We start from the raw sequence: 17,046 nt of genomic DNA, 5'->3' as shown, positions 1-17,046 counted from the left end.
GCACAACCCACGATGTCAAAGTCGCACTTGATTTAATAGACAAGGTTGACTTGAGTAATACAGATGTTTTATGTGCCGATAAAGGCTATGATTCTGATGCACTACGAGCGCATATTGAACAATCAGGGACGCATGATAACATCCCTCGAAAAAGAAACACTCAGTCTTCTAACGACCATATGGACTGGGACTTATATAAAGCCAGACATCTAGTAGAAAACGCTTTCGCTAAGCTAAAACAGTATAGGGCGGTTGCCACTAGATTTGATAAGCTCAAGCAGAGTTATGAAAATACGGTCGCTCTTGCTTGTGCTTATATCTGGCTCAAATTATGAATGTTCAACACGCCCTAGTTAAGCATATGATATATATAGTTTTTATAGTCTCTTAATTAATACCTTTTAGCTGTGTATTTAATTACTTAATAATTACCTTTAAATTACAAAAAAATCCAATAAAATCAATATGATTACATCAATTACCTAGTTTGCAGACTACCCCTAAAATTTTAAAAACGTCCAATTCACCACCTGACCCTTAATGTCTCAGTCTTTGACTATCTAAAGCATGGGATAGCATTTACTGCTCATATAGCATTACGATTTATATAAAACCTATATATAACAAGGTATTGGCTATCGTATCGCTGCAGTGATTTACTTGTAAGGAGGTTTCGAGTCTCTCCAGCCCCACCATTTTCGGATAGTACATCTTAGACCAAATATTAAAGCCTGCTTTTAGCAGGTTTTTTTGTGTCTGAAATTTGAGTTTGTAGTTATAACCTTTATAAATTTGCTATCACCTCATCCATACTCTGATACCTTTTCTCTATTCGCTTTGCCAATGCTTTATCAACAATACTTTGATAGCGAACATACTCTAGCGGTAATTTTGGAATAGGCTGCTGGCAGTGCTGAATGACCCAATCTGTCATGGACTGATTACTTTGAGGGTCTATATTAAATGGTCGCTTCCCTACCAATATCTCAACCATCATGATACCGAAGGCATAGATGTCACTTTGTATCGTTGCTCTTTGTCCTTGCCAACGCTCAGGTGCCAAATATGCTGGTGTTCCGCCAGAAAAATTTATTGCGTTTGGTCGATCATTTCTTTGGGCTAATGCAAAATCTGTCAATAGTAAGTCAGGCATTATACAATCACTATCGGCGTGACTTGTTAGATTATCACTGAGCAAAATATTACTGGGTTTAATATCATTATGAAGCCAGCCAGCGTTGTGTAGGTTGCAGACTAAATGAGCAGACTCTTTAATCAAATCATGTTTTTGATTGTCTGTTAATGACACATGGTGATTCAACAGCTTAGCTAAGCTGCCGCTTTCATAATAAGACATGACCAATACCGTTAACTGCTGGCTCTGTCCTAATGTGTCGACCTCTACATTGTGATAGGCCAATAGAGGTGGCGTAATAGAGCTAACTTGGGTTTTCTGCGAATTATATAACGCTTGCAACACGCTTATTTCATGAGTTAAATCTGAGACACTTTGAAGTCTAATTGAAGTGGCACGTAGCTCCCATTTAATTATCACGCTACCATACTCTACATGGCGTGCACGCGTTATACCTTGATAGCAGCTTTGCTTGCTGCGTTGTTTGGTAATTTGCGTTTTGCTCTCTTGGGTTTGCTCTGTGCTTCCCTCTCTGTATTGTTGACTGATACGCTGATGCACTATTTGGGTATATTGTAACTCTGACAATACTTGGGTAATGACTGGCAATAGTTGTCCAGATTGCGCTTGCAAGGCTTGTTTAATAGGCAAATTACTGGCACTATTTTTCACAGTGTTATCTCTCATCATATTATAGAGTCGCAATCGCGCACTATCGTTTTACCCAACCGCCACTTTACCGCTAGAGTCATTATGTCACAGTCTAACAATTACGCCCTGCCCGCCCCTTTATTAGCATTGCTTAGCCAGTATCTGCAAGAGCACGTCACACCAACCATTGAGATTGACCCAAGCCAGCTTGCGTATCGCTGGGTCGGTGGACGTACTGGTCACCTACAGCCTTTGTCTGTCAATTTATTTTTGAGTTTGGATGATTTGCAAGGTATTGATGTGCAAAAAGCAAAGCTGGTACAAAACACCCGCCAGTTCCTAAAAGGCTATCCTGCCAATCACGTCCTGATGACAGGGACACGTGGTGCCGGTAAATCCTCACTGATTCGCGCGTTACTGCAAGCCTATCACAGTGAAGGGTTACGCATTATCGAGATTGCGCGTGATGATCTACAGGTGCTAGACAAGATTCGTGCCGCGATTAATGCGCTGCCAGCGGACTGCGCTTGTCGCTATATCGTCTACTGTGATGATTTGGCATTTAACGGTCAAGATGAGAGTTATCGGGCGCTAAAAAGCGTGCTTGATGGCGCGCTTGATTCTGAGCAAGACAAGCTACTGGTCTATGCCACCAGTAATCGCCGTCGCTTGCTACCACAAATGATGAAGGACAATCTTGATATTTATAATGGGCAGACGGATGAAGTCAATCCTTACGAGACCATTGACGAGACCGTGTCATTATCAGATCGATTTGGCTTATCACTGACCTTTCATCCTATGGATCAGCAGACTTACTTACAGATTGTGCAGCATTATCTAAATTTAGAGCAACGGAAAATTTCAGCTCGCATTGATACTGATATTGAAATGGATGTGGACGGTGAAAATCTACCTGACAAAATCAGAATGGACGCCTTGCGCTGGGCATCTGAACGCGGTGGACGCTCAGGTCGGGTGGCTTATCAATTCAGTCGTTATTGGAGTGGCAAAACACAATTGGCTATTGAAGACCGTAAATCATAGCCGCTAAGCCATATCTTTGAAACTATCTCTTTACAGTCATGCCTAATTGCTGCGTGCAGAGCCTACATACTGCACGCGACTCTCCTTTTGACTACCCGCTTGATTGTCTACCAAGTCGGTAGCCCCATTGACGCTATATTGAGCAAAATCTTCTGCCAGCCATATATTGCCTTGGTAGACACTTTGCGCATCTAAGCGAATATAGGCCATATTTGGCGTTTCGCTATCTGGGTTATCAAAGCTCTGATAACGAGCGCTAAAGTGGGTCAAAATGATGTTTTTCAAGCTCATCTTTTGCGCGAATGTGCCCACTATGTGCGCGCTACTATGCATAGGATCAAAGTCAGGGTTGCGGGCTTGAATGGCCATCATGACCTCGTGCGTATAAGTGGCCTCATGCACCAACAAATCCGCATCCATAACTGCTTCACTCAAACACTCTGGCGTGTCATTGTCCCCTGCTATTACTACTTTTGTCCGCTGCACATCATCATGAACATAATCTGCTGAAAGCAAGTGCTGACCATCCTCAGCGATGACATTTTCACCTTGTTGTAGCTTGCCCCAAAGCGCGCTTGCTGGAACACCATTTGCTACGAGCTTATCCGTGTTGAGCGTGCGACGGCTGATGGTCTGCGTGATACCAAATCCATGAGATGGTACGCGGTGCGATAACGGATAAACCTCTATCATCAGCTGATGTTGATTATCCAAGTCGATTTTTACTTTACTCTTATTGTCTTCTTGCGACAACAGATCCTCTATCGACATAAAGTTGAGGGTAAATGGCAGATATAGTTCAGTATGTAGGATAAAGGCATCAAGCAGCGCCGAGATGGCTTTTGGTGCAATGAGCGTCAGTGGCTCACGGCGACCTGACATCGCGGCACTCGCCAGCAGCCCTGGCAGGCCATAACAGTGGTCGCCATGGACGTGGGTAATACAAATAGCCGTCAATTGACGTAAGGAGAGCTTGGTATGCAGTAATTGCTGCTGTGTGCCTTCGCCACAATCGATGAGTAGCCACGGGCGCGACTTTTTATTTTGACTGTTACTATGCGGCTGGTTGCCTTTTGATAAACCAGACGCATGAGGATTCAAACACTCGATTGCCAATGCCGTTACATTACGCCGCTTAGTTGGCACGCCTGCGGAGGTGCCCAAAAAGGTTAATTTCAGCATAGGTCATGTCTTTTATTTATTAGAGGCACGGGTTAGGACCGTTGGCATATCATGGTTTTTTGACCGTCAACCATTTGTCCACCATTGGCCGTACATTCATTGACCATATTAGATTCATAAGATTTCCAGCCACCATAAAAACTAGCGGCGCACAGAATCACAACCAGCAGTTTCTGTGACCAAGATTTGATAGATACTTGCTGGTTATCAACCAGTTGCCTACTTTGCAAGTTATGATCTAGCGACTGCTTAGCATCTGTGTCTTTCTTTGTTTTTGCATGATGCGATGTATTCAAGTCTGTCATTATTTTATCCTAAAAAAGGCTTTGCTTATGAATAAACAAAACCTTTTATCTAATATCACCTCAAGTATTGAGAGGTGTTTAAGTGTTTATACAAGTATCTTTTAAAACTGCGGCGTGCCACCTTTTGCCTCAGCACGCTTAAAAGCGGGGCGCTCTTGACAGCGTTTGAGCCAGTTCAATAGATTGGCGTATTTAGATTGATCCATACCTGCACGCGCATTAGAGGCGGCGACTACGATATACATTTGAATATCAGCGGCACTGAACGTCTCCCCTGCAAACCAGTGACTATGTTGTAGATGTTGCTCCATCAGATTTAAGTTGTTGATAATATTATTGTTGATCATGCCATCTTCAACTTGTTTACGGATACCTTTACTGATCGGCTTGATAAGCATAGGCGATCGTTCAACGACTTTACTAAATACCAGACGCATAACTAACTGTGGCATCGCCGTGGCTTCGGCAAAATGCAACCAAAAGGTATAAGCCTCCCACGCCGCCTCATTATCATCAGTAGGCTTAAATTGATGCTCTTTATCATAGTGTCTGAGCAAATATTCAATGATAAAACCTGACTCAGCCAAAGCACGATCACCCACTTCAAGCACCGGCGTGTGTCCCAACGGATGCACTTTTTTTAAGCTCTCAGGTGCAAGATAGGCCTTCGTACGCTCGTAAGTGGTCAGCTCATAATCTAGCTCCAACTCTTCTAGTAGCCACAAAATACGAAACGAGCGCGAATTGTTTAAATGATGCAGAGTTAACATAAACCGTCCTAGTTATATATTGTTTTAAATCAGCCATAATCTCTTAAATATGGTGCCACGTTTTGAATTAGACATGACACCACTGTTCTCGATAATAGCGTAATTTTTGCCCCTTTGACACTGCAACTTTGTAGAACTGTGACGAAAGTACGGCCTGACAAGTCAGCTCTACATATACCTAGGACACGGTCATCATCCGCATGATTCTACATGTAGTGCTTCAATCTTGCGCGTCATCTTATCGATCTTTTGCTGATATTTTTTGATTTGGCGAAAGCGGTGCGCAATTAGCACGCCTTTAATACGGCGATTTTTGAGACGGCGGCGCGGTGGAAAACTGCCCACTTGTGGCTCATTGTAGCCATGTAAACGGTCTTCACGTTTGCGCGCCAGATAGCCAAGGGCGCTATCAGCAATCATGATGAGCAGTGCAATAAAAATCATGCTATACATCAGCATGGAGCCGCCTTCATGTAAGTTACGATCCAAAATCGCAATCGAAAACATGAATAAAAATACCGGCTCAAGGTAGCACAAAGTCCCAAACAACGAGACAGGTAGCTTTTGACTCGCAACCATCGTCAGTGACATCGCAGCAGTACTGATGATGCCCAGTAATGGCAACAGATACCAAAGCTTATGGTTAGTGATTGCCACCTCAAAGCCACCATTCATATATAACGCAACCAATACGACTGGTAGCAACAATACAAGATCAGAGATCAAGCCTGTGATAGACGGTACGGCCAGTTTACGACGCAGCAAGACGCAGCAAGTAGTACGGCGGATAACCCAAGCACACAAACAAAGTCGCCCAAGAGATCGCACCATATTCAAAGATATCATAGGCAATACCAAGACCTGCGCATATAATCGCAGCCCACTGTAGCAAGCTCATGTCTTCATTATGAAAAAAGCGACCGACCACGATCATTATCATCGGGTATAAGAAGTAGCCCAACGTCACCTCAAGCCATTGACTGGTGCCCACATAAACATCCAAATTTGCGCACCCAAAATCGGAGTGGGTAATATAAATAAAAACCACTCTTTGGCATTTTTTAGTGTTTTTAGATAATCAAAAATATGCTGCCACTGCTTTAGCACACTCACTAGCAGCACCAGACTAAAAAACATCGTGAGCACACGCCACGAAGCAACTTGCGTACCTGATAACGGTTGCAACAGCAAACCAAATAGGAACAGCAATGAGTATAAAAAATTTGCAGCCACAGCAGTGATCGTACCCTGCGAGGTTTGGTTAGTAGTCAACATCACAACAGTCTTTAGAGATTGGGGCACATCCTTTGCAATTTTAAAAAAAACAAAAGCCTCAGACGATAACGTCTGAGGCTTTTGCATATAAGGTCGTCGCGCAATCTAAGATAAACGCTTTTAATGTATCTTGCTACATCATGGGCGGCATTATGTCAAAGTCGGAATAGATAAGCAATGCTACTGTGCATCTAGTGCATTAATTTCTACATCCAGTAAATTTAATGTATATAAGTGCTTATTTTGCATCAAGTTGTTCGAGTTTTTGCTGTATCTTATCCATCTTTTTTTGATAGCGACGGATTTTGCGAAAGCGATGCGCTTTTAGCACACCATCAATACGCTGATTGATAAAATGACGACGCGGCGGAAAACCGCCGACCTGCGGCTCTCTATAGCCATGCAAGCGGTCATTACGCTGACGAACGAGATAGCCTATCGCACTATCGATTATCATGACCACTAGGGCAAGTGTAATCATGCCGTACATAAAGAGCGAGCCACCTTCATCAAGACTTTGACTCAGAACGGTAATGGACAACACAAATAACAGTAGCGGCTCTATGTAGCTCAGCGCCCCAAATAGCGAGACCGGCAACTTGCTACTCGCAATCATCGTTAGCGACATTGCCAGTGCACTAAAGGCACCCAGCAATGGCAGTAGGTACCAAAACTTCATATTTTGTGCCGCCACACTAAAACCACCAGTGAGATAAAGCATGATCAATACCACTGGCGTCAGCAATGTCAAATCAAACAACAAGCCAGTAATAGGCGGTACAGCAAGTGTGCGGCGCAATAGATAATACGGCGGATAGCCCAAACATACAAATAGCGTCACCCAAGACACCGAACCATATTGAAAAATGTCGTAGCCAATACCGAGCGCTGCCAGTATTGCTGCCGCATACTGCAAGACACTCATATCCTCACGATAAAAAAACCGACCAAGCACAATCATCACAAGTGGCAATAAAAAATAGCCCAAGGTGACATCCAGTCCAAATCCATTCACGGGTGCCCACATAAACAACCAAATCTGGCCGCCCAAGATCGGTGCAGGCAATATAAATATCAGCCATTCTTTCAAGGTCTTAAGTGTCTTTACATAATCAAAGACATGCTGCCATTGCTTGGTCAAACTGAGCAAGATGACCAAACTTAACAGCATCATCAGCACTCGCCATGAGGCTACCTGTGTCCCCGTTAAGGGCAGCATAAACAGTCCAAACAAAAACATCATCGAGAATAAAAAGCTCGACGATACCGCTGCGACAGTTCCCTGAAAAGTTTGATTGGTCGTAAGCATAACAACAGCCTTAAAAGTAAAATCCTATGTACATTATTAAGAAAAAGTGAATAAAAAATAAAAGCCTCCGACGACAACGTCAGAGGCTTTTTTGTAGGACAATGATCAGAAACTAGACTGAAAAGCTAACTACCAAGACTATTACTCGTCATCGTCTACTGCATCATTATCCAATGTATAATCGTTGGCAATATCGATAGCGTCGTTGGCATCGCTCAAAGCGGTATCGTCAGTTGCAGCATCGATATCTATCTGCTCCTGACCTTCCACCTCAAACGTCCCATCTTCTTTCATCGCATCGACTAATTCATCATCGCCCTCTTCATGCTCAACACGCGCCATAGCGACCAACTTTTCATCTTTTGGCAGACGAATGAGCGTGACACCTTGGGTGTTACGACCAGAGCTCGCGACATGCTCAACTGGCGTACGTACCAGCGTTCCTTTGTCAGATATTAAAATAATATCATCAGTAGCGTCAACCTTAGTCGCTCGCACCAATGCGCCATTACGCTCACTGGTCTTAATGGCGATGACACCACCACCGCCACGGTTTTGCGTATTAAACTCTTCGATAAGGGTACGCTTACCAAAGCCGTTTTCACAAGCAATTAGGATTTCATGTACATCATCTTCGATAACGACCAATGACTTGATAAATTCATCAGTAGCCAAACGCATACCGCGGACGCCTTTCGCTGTACGGCCCATCGCGCGAGCATCATTCTCATCAAAACGAATCGCTTTACCACTTGAAGCAAATAGCATCACTTCTTGATTGCCGTTGGTAATACGAGCGCTGACCAATTTATCACCATCTTCTAGACCAACCGCGATCAAGCCGTTTGAGCGAATATTGGCAAACTGCTTCAGCTCTACGCGCTTCACTGTACCATTAGCCGTGGCAAAGAATACGAAAGGTGGCTCTGCTTGATTGCTATCTTCTACCGAATCGTCATCATTGCTATGCTCTGATACTTCACTTACTACTGATGTATCTTCCACAATTTTTGGAATTGGCAATATCGTCGTAACGGTTTCGTCGCTATTTAAACCAATTAGATTGACCAACGGACGACCACGAGCACCGCGACTGGCAATCGGCACTTCAAACCCACGTAAGCTAAAAACGCGGCCACTGTCAGTGAAGCACAATACCGTAGAGTGCGTTGAGGTCACGACCAAATGGTCAATCACATCATCTTCTTTCATTGCCGTAGCAGACTTACCTTTACCGCCGCGCTTTTGTGCAACATAATCGTCAATCGGCTGAGTCTTGGCATAGCCAGTACGCGACACCGTCATCACAACAGTCTGCTCAGGAATCAGGTCTTCACGGCTGAAATCCATACGTGAATCGATGATGTCGGTGCGACGCTCATCACCAAAGTTATCACGAATCTCAATCATCTCATTAGAGATAATGCTCATCAGCTTATCAAAATCACCCAGAATAGACTCTAAATGAGTGATTTCGCGTAGTAAGTCTTGGTATTCTTCGGTCAATTTATCTTGCTCAAGACCCGTCAAACGATGCAATTGCATGTCTAAAATCGCATTGACCTGCTCAAGGGATAAACGATAGCGCTCTTGTCCTTCAATCAGACCAAACGGCGCTTTAGGATCTTCACCTTCGATAAATTCAGGACGTACAGACTGACTGCCAGCAGCAGTCAACATCGCAACGACACTGCCTGAACCCCACGTATTATTCAATAAGCTTTCGCGGGCGAGTCCACGGTTTGCAGACGCTTTAATCGTCGCAATAATATCATCGATATTCGCCAGTGCCACTGTCAAGCCTTCGAGCAGGTGACCACGGACGCGCGCTTTGTTCAATTCATAAACCGTACGGCGTGTCACGACTTCTTGACGATGGCGCACAAACGCAGCGATAAGCTGACGCAAAGTCAATAGTTTGGGCTGGCCATTGTCTAGCGCGACCATATTGATGCTAAAGCTAGACTCAAGCGGCGTTTGTAGAAATAGGTTATTAACGATAACTTCCGCTGTCTCACCGCGGCGCAGATCGATCGCGATACGCATGCCGTCTTTGTCAGACTCATCACGAATCTCGCTGATGCCCTCGATTTTTTTATCACGAACAAGCTCTGCGATACGCTCAATCAATTTGGCTTTATTCGCCTGATAAGGCACTTCGGTGAATACGATACGCTCGCGATCGCGGTTGACGCCAGTATTGCTCATCGGCTCGATATGATAGCGACCACGGATATGCAAGCGACCTTTACCCGTGCGATAAGCATCTAAAATGCCTGCGCGACCATAGATAATACCGCCCGTAGGAAAGTCAGGGCCTGAGATGTGTGACATTAACTCTTCGGCTGAGACTTGTGGGTTCTCTGCATAAGCCAAGCAAGCGTTGATGACTTCGGTGAGGTTGTGCGGTGCCATATTGGTCGCCATGCCGACAGCAATACCCGTTGCACCATTGACCAATAAGTTAGGAATACGCGCTGGCATCACACTTGGCATGCGCTCAGAGCCATCGTAGTTGTCTTCCCAATCGACGGTATCTTTGTCTAAATCAGCGAGCATCTGATGGGTCAGCTTGGTCATACGTACTTCGGTATAACGCATGGCAGCCGGTGGATCATCATCGATCGAACCAAAGTTACCTTGACCATCGACCATCGGATAACGCAAACTAAAATCCTGCGCCATCCGGACGATGGCATCATAGACCGCACTATCGCCATGTGGGTGATATTTACCGATCACATCACCAACCACACGAGCTGATTTTTTGTACGGTTTATTATAGTCGTTTGATAGCACGTGCATGGCATACATCACGCGGCGGTGTACAGGTTTGAACCCATCACGCACATCAGGCAGCGCACGCGAGACGATCACGCTCATCGCATAATCCAAATACGACTGCTTTAGTTCATCTACGATGCCAATAGGACTGACCGATTCGCTCATATACACTCCTTCACTCACATTTTTTTCTAACGTTGACACATCGCTTATGGCAACCACAGATCATATAAAAATACTGCCACATAAATGGGCAGTCATGATCAAAATACATACCATAAAAAAACACTGCTACACGTGCAAAACAATAGGAAAATAGTGATACGGTTTTTGTTAAAAACAATGTTTAATAAAAGAAGCTATTTTAGCACAAATTTGCTGATTTAGGGGGTTCTGACCACCATTAAAATCAAGCTAGGCGGTTCATTTGCAGTGATATTTTGAATTACCCATACACTCTAAAATAATTCTAATGACAGGTTTTTTTTGATTGGCTGATTTTGCCATTTTTACAGACGAACTTACAACCTGCTGAGCAAAGAGATACTCCGTCCATCTTAGCTGAACAGAGCCTACCAATTGTTCTAACATGAGCTAATGGGTTTCATAACCATACTATTTTCATAAGTATATGATGATTTAAATTAGGTCAATGAGGCTATTTTTTTAGTGACGCTGGACAAAAAAATCCTAAGCGTTACACTAACTCATCTTTTATAGAACTCGAATAACGACCTAACAGGCTACTTTTATTATGGATATCATTCTTGCGATTGTTTGGATTTTAGCAATGGTGCTATATAGCTTTTCGAGCGATTATGTTGCTAGTTTTCCTAACCATAACAATCGAGCTGTACCCTATGTCCGTTGGGGAGCACTTTTAGTCGCCATGGCTTTGTCAGCATATTTAGCAAAAGCCTATCAAGAAAACCTACAAGGCAACGGTATGTGGGTATTTGTTATCGTCGTATTTGTCATTATTGTTTTAGCCAAGATCGTCTTTAAATGGGTCATTAATAGACGTTTGAAACGCTAAGCTATACTGAATATTTTTGTTGCTCTCAACCTCTCTTCTATTGATCTGAACGCCTTATGACAACTGAACATCAAAACAACCAACTTGGCCTAAACCAAGCCACCGCACCAGAAGACACACGAGCAGATCGTAGCTTCGATACCATTGCCGATCATTTTGAAAAAAAGGTCTATGGAGGTTTAAAAGGTGAAATCCGATTGGCGGTATTACGCCGTGATATTTTTGAATATAGTACACAAATGAGTGAAGCGCTTGGACGACCGCTGCGTATCCTAGATGTGGGTGCAGGGCTTGCACAAATTACCATAGAGCTTGCTGCTCAAGGTCATAGCGTCGTCATCAACGATATCTCAGCAAATATGCTTGAGAAGGCAAAAGCAAACGCTGAACAAATCGATCAAGCGCTGGATATCACATGGTACGTCTGTCCATACCAAGCGCTTGAAGAAACGCTAGGTAAAGAAGAAAACGATAAGTTTGATTTGATCCTATCGCATGCGCTGCTTGAATGGTTGGCAGAGCCCGCTGCCGTGATGGACTTTTTTGATCAATATCTAACCGATGATGGCGCGCTATCTTTGTGCTTTTATAACCCTGCAAGCTTTGATTATCGCAACCTCATCATGGGAAATTTTAATTTACTCGATAATACAGACTACAAGGCGGACAATAAGAAAAGCCTCACACCCAATCATCCCGTTGCTAAAGAAGAAGTGGAGTCTTGGTTGAAGGCGCATGACTATCAGACGGTACGTAGCAGTGGTCTACGAGTATTTCATGACTATGCACCGCTCAAGCGTGGCGGGCATAACGATCCAGATGCGGTGATAAGGATGGAGCTGCGCTACTCACAATTAGAGCCATACAAATGGCTTGGACGGTATTTGCATATTCTGGCTAAACGGTAAACTTAGACAACCGCTTAAAAGCTGTGAAGGCTGCTAAACGTCTTCATCAACTCTCGATGATCTGTCATATTCTGACCAAGTAGTGGCATTGACCTCTTTTTCGTCAAACACGACCACATGCTCCAATAACGGCAAGATACCAATATGTGAACCAATTTCATGATTATGATGGCTAGCAACCAGTGATAATATGGTCTGTCCGTCATCTAACTGTAGACGGTACAAATAGTTGGCACCGCGGAACACTCGCCCAATCACCAAGGCTGTCTGCGTACTATCATCATCATGGATGATATCGTCAGGACGCACGAGCACTTTGATTGGTGTACCATTTGGATAATCATATTCGCAGTACTGTGGTTGTCCTGATTGATCATAGACTTCCATGCGGCGATAGATATTGCCAAGCGCCGTCTCCACACGACCTTCTTTGATGATACCGTCTATCATCGCGCCTTCGCCGACGAACTCAGCGACAAAAGGACTGACAGGCTCATGATACAGCTCGCTTGGTGTTGCCCACTGTACCAATCTGCCCTTATCCATTACCCCGACTTTATCTGCTAACGCAAACGCTTCGTTTTGGTCATGAGTGACCAAGATTGCAGTAGTATTGGTACGTTTGAGAATATCACGGACATTCATTGCCAAGGATTCACGTAATACTACGTCCAGATTAGAAAATGGCTCATCAAGTAGTAGTAATTTAGGCTTCGGTGCAAGCGCCCTTGCAAGTGCCACACGCTGCTGCTGACCACCGGACAGTTCATTTGGACGTTTATCCGCATGCTCCGTCAGTTCGACCAGGCTTAGCATCTCAGCCACACGAGCTTTTTTGTCAGCAGCTGACCATTTATTGAGGCCAAAGGCAATGTTTTTTGCCACGCTCAAATGACCAAAAAGCGCATAATCTTGAAACACCATCCCCATGCCGCGCTTGGCTGGTGCCACGGCAAAAGAGTGCCGAGCTGTTTTTTCCGTTAGACGTTGATTGTTTAAATGGATAGTACCGCCGCGGCTTTGCTCCAGTCCTGCAATCGCTCGTAAGGCCGTGGTCTTGCCGCAGCCACTATAGCCCAAGAAGCACCCAATCTCTCCTTGCTCTAATACTAAAGACATGCCATTAACTACAATAGTATCGTCATAGCCGACAATTAGGTTTTGTACACTAAAATATGGATTGGTCGCGATAGTGCTCTCAGTATCTTGGCGCGCAGTATCGGCTTGTTCTACAGGCTTGCTACGTTGAGACTGGGTTGTCCGAGTTTGCACGACTGGTGATTTTTTGACAGGAGTACTACGTGCTCCAGTCTTTACGGACTGAGCGCCTGATGAGTCGTTCATTGAATCAGTGTACATAGACAATCCCAGTTCGCTATTAGTAAATACAATGTTGGATAAAGCAGTAAAAATGATAATATAAGTTGGGTCAAGCACCATTAAACATGGCACATTTATAAGCAGCAATGGCGGTTAGCTGTGTTTGTCACTTTGACGCAATAGTATCCAAACAGGAAGCAATCCGACCAGTACAATCAATAAACTCGGTAATGCTGCCCGCCCCCACATGCCTTCGCTTGTCATCTCAAACACGCGCACCGCCAGCGTATCCCAGCCCTGCCTGCGTGTCATCAATGTGATCGGCATCTCCTTCATCACTTCGACAAACCCCATTAACAATGCCGTTAGTACCCCAGGACTAAGCACTGGTAGCATCACATGACGCCAACGCTGGTACGCACTGTCACTAAGCAGTTTCGCTGCGGCCTCTTGATTGACGGTCAATCGTTGCAACTGCCGATCCACTGGCTGAAAACTCACCGTCATAAAACGCGTCGACAATGCCAATAGCATAACGATCACACTGCCTGAGAGCACCTGCTGCGAGGTGATACCAAAAGCAATCATTTGATTGTCTAGCCACGCAATAGGAATAAAAATACCCACTGCCAATACCGTACCTGGCACGACGTAGCCTAAATTAGCGAGCGTGGTCATCAGTTTAGTCGATTTATCAGGATATTGCCGCTTGATCCACGCAATAATCACTGCCAAAAAGGCAATAAAAACTGTGGTCATACTAGCAATCATAAGGCTGTTGGTCACAAAATCAATATAGCGCGCATCAAAATCTTGGCGGAAATTCAATGCAGTCCAATAAATCAGCTGAAAAAACGGCACTAGAAAAGCCAGCAAAAATACAAACGTACATAGCAAGCTCATCCCTATTTTGGCAGGAGTACTGGCGTCGAAACGCTGGTTGCTGCCTTGCGTAATCGAATTACCGCGCTTGGCCTGCCAATACTGCTCAAACAATACTACGATAAAGATCACGCCAATGAGCAACGCTGCCAACTGGGCGGCTGTGGTTAGACTAAAAAAGCCAAACCAGGCTTTGTAAATAGCGGTGGTAAACGTATCGACATTGAATACCGAAACCGCGCCAAAATCTGCTAACGTCTCCATACTTGCCAGCAATAAGCCACCGATGATCCACGGCAGTGCTTGCGGTAATGCCAACCGAAAAAACACACGGCTACGGCTCAAACCCAGCATCTGCCCTGCTTCAATCGCCCGCCGACCTTGTGACAAAAACGCCTGACGCGCCAGCAAATACACATAAGGATAAAATGCCAGCGACAACACTAAACCTGCACCCCAGACATTGCGTATTGAGGGAATCGCTGTCGTGATACCAAAATCGCGCAGTCCTGTCTGTAACGGCCCACTAAAATCCACAATACCAATGGTGACAAATGCCAATACGTAAGCCGGTATGGCAAGCGGCAACATGAGCGCCCACGAAAAAAACCGCTGACCAGGGAAGCGGTACATGCTGGTTACCCAAGCGAGAACCGTACCGATAGTACCCGATATAACAGCCACCATGAACAGTAAAATCGCCGTATTTTTGAGCACTTGCGGCAGTACGTATTCTGCCATATGTGTCCAAATATCGGCGACTGGTTGCGTCCACGATAACAACACAATCAAAATCGGCACCAGCATAAACAACGAAATCAGCCCTAAGACTGATTTCGAGATAATACGTTTACGAAGGGCATGGTCTTGACTGACCGTCTGATTGTCATCAGCTCTGCTACTGATTGGATCTTGCTCGCTAACAGACGCATCTGGCGTTGTGATCATAGTATCATTACCGTGTCATACTCACTCATCGAGACTTTTTAAGCGCCTACCAAACTCAAAACGGTCATTGTTTCATGACTAAACATTTCATCATCAGATTTTAGCAAATTATCTTTTAAAACGATGATGTTGAGCTTGGTATCTTGCTTGATGATAGTCCTTTATTTATAACCCGCTTTGTCCATCATTTGAATGGCTTGAGTTTGTAGCTCACCAAATTTCTGTACGTTGATATCGTCTTTTTTGAACTCGCCCCAAGATCTGAGCATTTCTGACTCATCCACCCCTTCTTTGACTGGGAATTCTTTGTCTGAGCTGGCGTAAAGGCCTTGCGCCTCATCAGATGACAACCACTCAATCAGTTTAAGTGTACCGTCTGGATTATCTGACCCTGTAACCACGCCCGCGCCTGAAACGTTTACATGTGTACCAGTGGTGCCTTGGTTTGCCCAGAATATTTTCACAGGGAAGTTTGGTTTTTCGTCTAATAGGCGGCCATAGTAATAACTGTTGGCGATACCGACTTCACACTGACCAGCAGCAATCGCCTCTAGCATAGAAGTATCATCGCTAAATACGTCAGTGGCGAGATTATCAACCCAACCACGGATGACAGCTTCTGTTTTTTCTTCACCCATGTGCTCTATCATGCTGGCCACAAGTGACTGGTTATAGACCTTTTTAGAAGTACGCAAGCATAGTTTGCCTTTCCACTTTGGATCCGCCAAATCTGCATAAGTCGATAATTGATCGGCGCTAACTTTGCTTGGATCATAAAAAATCGTACGCGCGCGCAGTGATAGACCTGTCCATTGACCTTTTGGATCGCGATACTTTGCAGGGACATTGGCCTCTAGCACAGACGACGCTACTGGTTGTAGTAAACCCTGCTGAGCCGCTTGCCATAAGTTACCCGCGTCCACCGTCAGTAGCATGTCAGCTGGAGTGTTTTGACCTTCGGCTTGCAAGCGCGCCATCAGTGGGCCAGTTTTGTCTGTGACAAGTTCAATCTTGACACCAGTCTGTTCAGTATAGCGGTCTAGCAATGGTTTAATCAGCTGCTCATTACGTGAAGAATAAATAGTAATTGTTTGACCATCTGCACTGGTCACACCGTCATCATTACCTGCTTGCTGTTCAGTTTCAGTACCAGCCGCTGTTGTCTCTGTCTCCACGCTGTCTTCGGTTGTAGAAGAATTGCTACAGCCAACCATTCCCAACATCAGGCCAAATATGGCAGCAGACAATACAGGCTTGGTGGTGACTAGATTAGTGCGGATGGTGTTCAGTGGCATGGTTTTCCCCATAGTAATGCGATAAAAAAGAGACGGCAGATAGTGAGATAAAATGGTCAAAGCCCCTATTTGTTGGGATTCGTTGGACCATAATTATGGAAACAACATACTAATAGAAATGAGATTAATTATCAATATATTTATCTAACCCAAGATGCTGAAATTATTTGGGTTATTAGGGCGTGTTGAACATTCGACC

The 17,046-nt window shown here is 44.5% G+C and carries 16 protein-coding genes; 4 read left to right on the top strand and 12 right to left on the bottom strand.

All coding sequences use genetic code 11. The features are described 5' to 3' along the window. On the top strand, window positions 1–335 hold a 335-nt coding region (locus AS194_RS10960), incomplete at its 5' end, for a transposase (protein ID WP_152978636.1). A 449-nt stretch (window positions 336–784) separates the two neighbouring features. Here the strand turns inward: AS194_RS10960 and AS194_RS10955 are convergent. Next, complete coding sequence (locus tag AS194_RS10955; protein WP_227511642.1) at window positions 785–1,825, bottom strand: serine/threonine-protein kinase; 1,041 nt, start codon at window positions 1,823–1,825, stop codon at window positions 785–787. Between the two features lie 63 nt (window positions 1,826–1,888). Here AS194_RS10955 and AS194_RS10950 point away from each other — a divergent pair, with 63 nt between their 5' ends. After that, window positions 1,889–2,833 (top strand): ATP-binding protein, encoded by a 945-nt coding sequence (locus AS194_RS10950; RefSeq protein WP_058025551.1) that lies wholly within the window; start codon window positions 1,889–1,891, stop codon window positions 2,831–2,833. Between the two features lie 42 nt (window positions 2,834–2,875). Here the strand turns inward: AS194_RS10950 and AS194_RS10945 are convergent, their stop codons facing one another. From AS194_RS10945 to gyrA, 8 genes are all read right to left on the bottom strand, one after another. Continuing rightward, complete coding sequence (locus AS194_RS10945; protein WP_058025550.1) at window positions 2,876–4,015, bottom strand: ribonuclease Z; 1,140 nt, start codon at window positions 4,013–4,015, stop codon at window positions 2,876–2,878. A gap of 32 nt (window positions 4,016–4,047) precedes the next feature. After that, window positions 4,048–4,320, bottom strand: coding sequence for a hypothetical protein (locus AS194_RS10940; RefSeq protein ID WP_058025549.1), 273 nt, complete (start codon window positions 4,318–4,320; stop codon window positions 4,048–4,050). 101 nt (window positions 4,321–4,421) lie between these two features. Then, window positions 4,422–5,090 carry a glutathione S-transferase gene (locus AS194_RS10935; protein WP_058025548.1) on the bottom strand — a complete coding sequence of 223 codons (669 nt, stop codon included), beginning with the start codon at window positions 5,088–5,090 and terminating at the stop codon, window positions 4,422–4,424. 192 nt (window positions 5,091–5,282) lie between these two features. After that, complete coding sequence (locus tag AS194_RS13950; protein ID WP_227511641.1) at window positions 5,283–5,894, bottom strand: hypothetical protein; 612 nt, start codon at window positions 5,892–5,894, stop codon at window positions 5,283–5,285. Next, window positions 5,842–6,081 (bottom strand): hypothetical protein, encoded by a 240-nt coding sequence (locus AS194_RS13945; RefSeq protein ID WP_227511640.1) that lies wholly within the window; start codon window positions 6,079–6,081, stop codon window positions 5,842–5,844. The genes AS194_RS13950 and AS194_RS13945 overlap by 53 nt, the downstream gene beginning before the upstream one ends. Further along, window positions 6,054–6,365: a hypothetical protein gene (locus tag AS194_RS13940; RefSeq protein WP_227511639.1), complete on the bottom strand. Its 312-nt coding sequence runs from the start codon at window positions 6,363–6,365 to the stop codon at window positions 6,054–6,056. Before AS194_RS13940 ends, AS194_RS13945 begins: the two co-directional genes overlap by 28 nt. Before the next feature lie 238 nt (window positions 6,366–6,603). Continuing rightward, a complete protein-coding gene (gene rarD, locus AS194_RS10925; RefSeq protein WP_058025547.1) occupies window positions 6,604–7,674 on the bottom strand; it encodes an EamA family transporter RarD in 1,071 nt (356 codons plus the stop codon). A 141-nt stretch (window positions 7,675–7,815) separates the two neighbouring features. Then, a complete protein-coding gene (gene gyrA / locus AS194_RS10920) occupies window positions 7,816–10,623 on the bottom strand; it encodes a DNA gyrase subunit A (RefSeq protein ID WP_058025546.1) in 2,808 nt (935 codons plus the stop codon). Window positions 10,624–11,212: 589 nt separating this feature from the next. Between gyrA and AS194_RS10915 the strand changes: the two genes are divergently transcribed. Continuing rightward, window positions 11,213–11,494: a hypothetical protein gene (locus AS194_RS10915; RefSeq protein WP_058025545.1), complete on the top strand. Its 282-nt coding sequence runs from the start codon at window positions 11,213–11,215 to the stop codon at window positions 11,492–11,494. Between the two features lie 56 nt (window positions 11,495–11,550). Beyond that, window positions 11,551–12,402 (top strand): methyltransferase domain-containing protein, encoded by an 852-nt coding sequence (locus AS194_RS10910; protein WP_058025544.1) that lies wholly within the window; start codon window positions 11,551–11,553, stop codon window positions 12,400–12,402. A 33-nt stretch (window positions 12,403–12,435) separates the two neighbouring features. On the opposite strand, the gene AS194_RS10905 is transcribed toward AS194_RS10910, so the two are convergent. The 3 genes from AS194_RS10905 to AS194_RS10895 all read right to left on the bottom strand — a co-directional run bounded on the left by AS194_RS10905 (window position 12,436) and on the right by AS194_RS10895 (window position 16,847). Beyond that, a complete protein-coding gene (locus AS194_RS10905; protein WP_227511638.1) occupies window positions 12,436–13,761 on the bottom strand; it encodes an ABC transporter ATP-binding protein in 1,326 nt (441 codons plus the stop codon). Between the two features lie 114 nt (window positions 13,762–13,875). After that, window positions 13,876–15,552, bottom strand: coding sequence for an ABC transporter permease (locus AS194_RS10900; RefSeq protein ID WP_058025543.1), 1,677 nt, complete (start codon window positions 15,550–15,552; stop codon window positions 13,876–13,878). Between the two features lie 161 nt (window positions 15,553–15,713). Beyond that, window positions 15,714–16,847 carry an extracellular solute-binding protein gene (locus AS194_RS10895; RefSeq protein ID WP_058025542.1) on the bottom strand — a complete coding sequence of 378 codons (1,134 nt, stop codon included), beginning with the start codon at window positions 16,845–16,847 and terminating at the stop codon, window positions 15,714–15,716. Between the last annotated feature and the right edge of the window lie 199 nt (window positions 16,848–17,046).

Source organism: Psychrobacter piscatorii, from assembly GCF_001444505.1.
GTDB lineage: Bacteria > Pseudomonadota > Gammaproteobacteria > Pseudomonadales > Moraxellaceae > Psychrobacter > Psychrobacter piscatorii_B.
Note: the sequence above shows the minus strand (reverse complement) of the source record. Positions and strands in the feature narration are given on the sequence as shown.

Coding starts and splice junctions, on each gene's coding strand:
- AS194_RS10905 (WP_227511638.1), bottom strand. CDS start 13,761: ATGTACACTGATTCAATGAACGACTCATCAGGCGCTCAGTCCGTAAAG.
- AS194_RS10915 (WP_058025545.1), top strand. CDS start 11,213: ATGGATATCATTCTTGCGATTGTTTGGATTTTAGCAATGGTGCTATAT.
- rarD (WP_058025547.1), bottom strand. CDS start 7,674: ATGCTTACGACCAATCAAACTTTTCAGGGAACTGTCGCAGCGGTATCG.
- AS194_RS10935 (WP_058025548.1), bottom strand. CDS start 5,090: ATGTTAACTCTGCATCATTTAAACAATTCGCGCTCGTTTCGTATTTTG.
- AS194_RS10945 (WP_058025550.1), bottom strand. CDS start 4,015: ATGCTGAAATTAACCTTTTTGGGCACCTCCGCAGGCGTGCCAACTAAG.
- AS194_RS10940 (WP_058025549.1), bottom strand. CDS start 4,320: ATGACAGACTTGAATACATCGCATCATGCAAAAACAAAGAAAGACACA.
- gyrA (WP_058025546.1), bottom strand. CDS start 10,623: ATGAGCGAATCGGTCAGTCCTATTGGCATCGTAGATGAACTAAAGCAG.
- AS194_RS10955 (WP_227511642.1), bottom strand. CDS start 1,825: ATGATGAGAGATAACACTGTGAAAAATAGTGCCAGTAATTTGCCTATT.
- AS194_RS10910 (WP_058025544.1), top strand. CDS start 11,551: ATGACAACTGAACATCAAAACAACCAACTTGGCCTAAACCAAGCCACC.
- AS194_RS10950 (WP_058025551.1), top strand. CDS start 1,889: ATGTCACAGTCTAACAATTACGCCCTGCCCGCCCCTTTATTAGCATTG.
- AS194_RS10895 (WP_058025542.1), bottom strand. CDS start 16,847: ATGCCACTGAACACCATCCGCACTAATCTAGTCACCACCAAGCCTGTA.
- AS194_RS10900 (WP_058025543.1), bottom strand. CDS start 15,552: ATGATCACAACGCCAGATGCGTCTGTTAGCGAGCAAGATCCAATCAGT.
- AS194_RS13940 (WP_227511639.1), bottom strand. CDS start 6,365: ATGTTGACTACTAACCAAACCTCGCAGGGTACGATCACTGCTGTGGCT.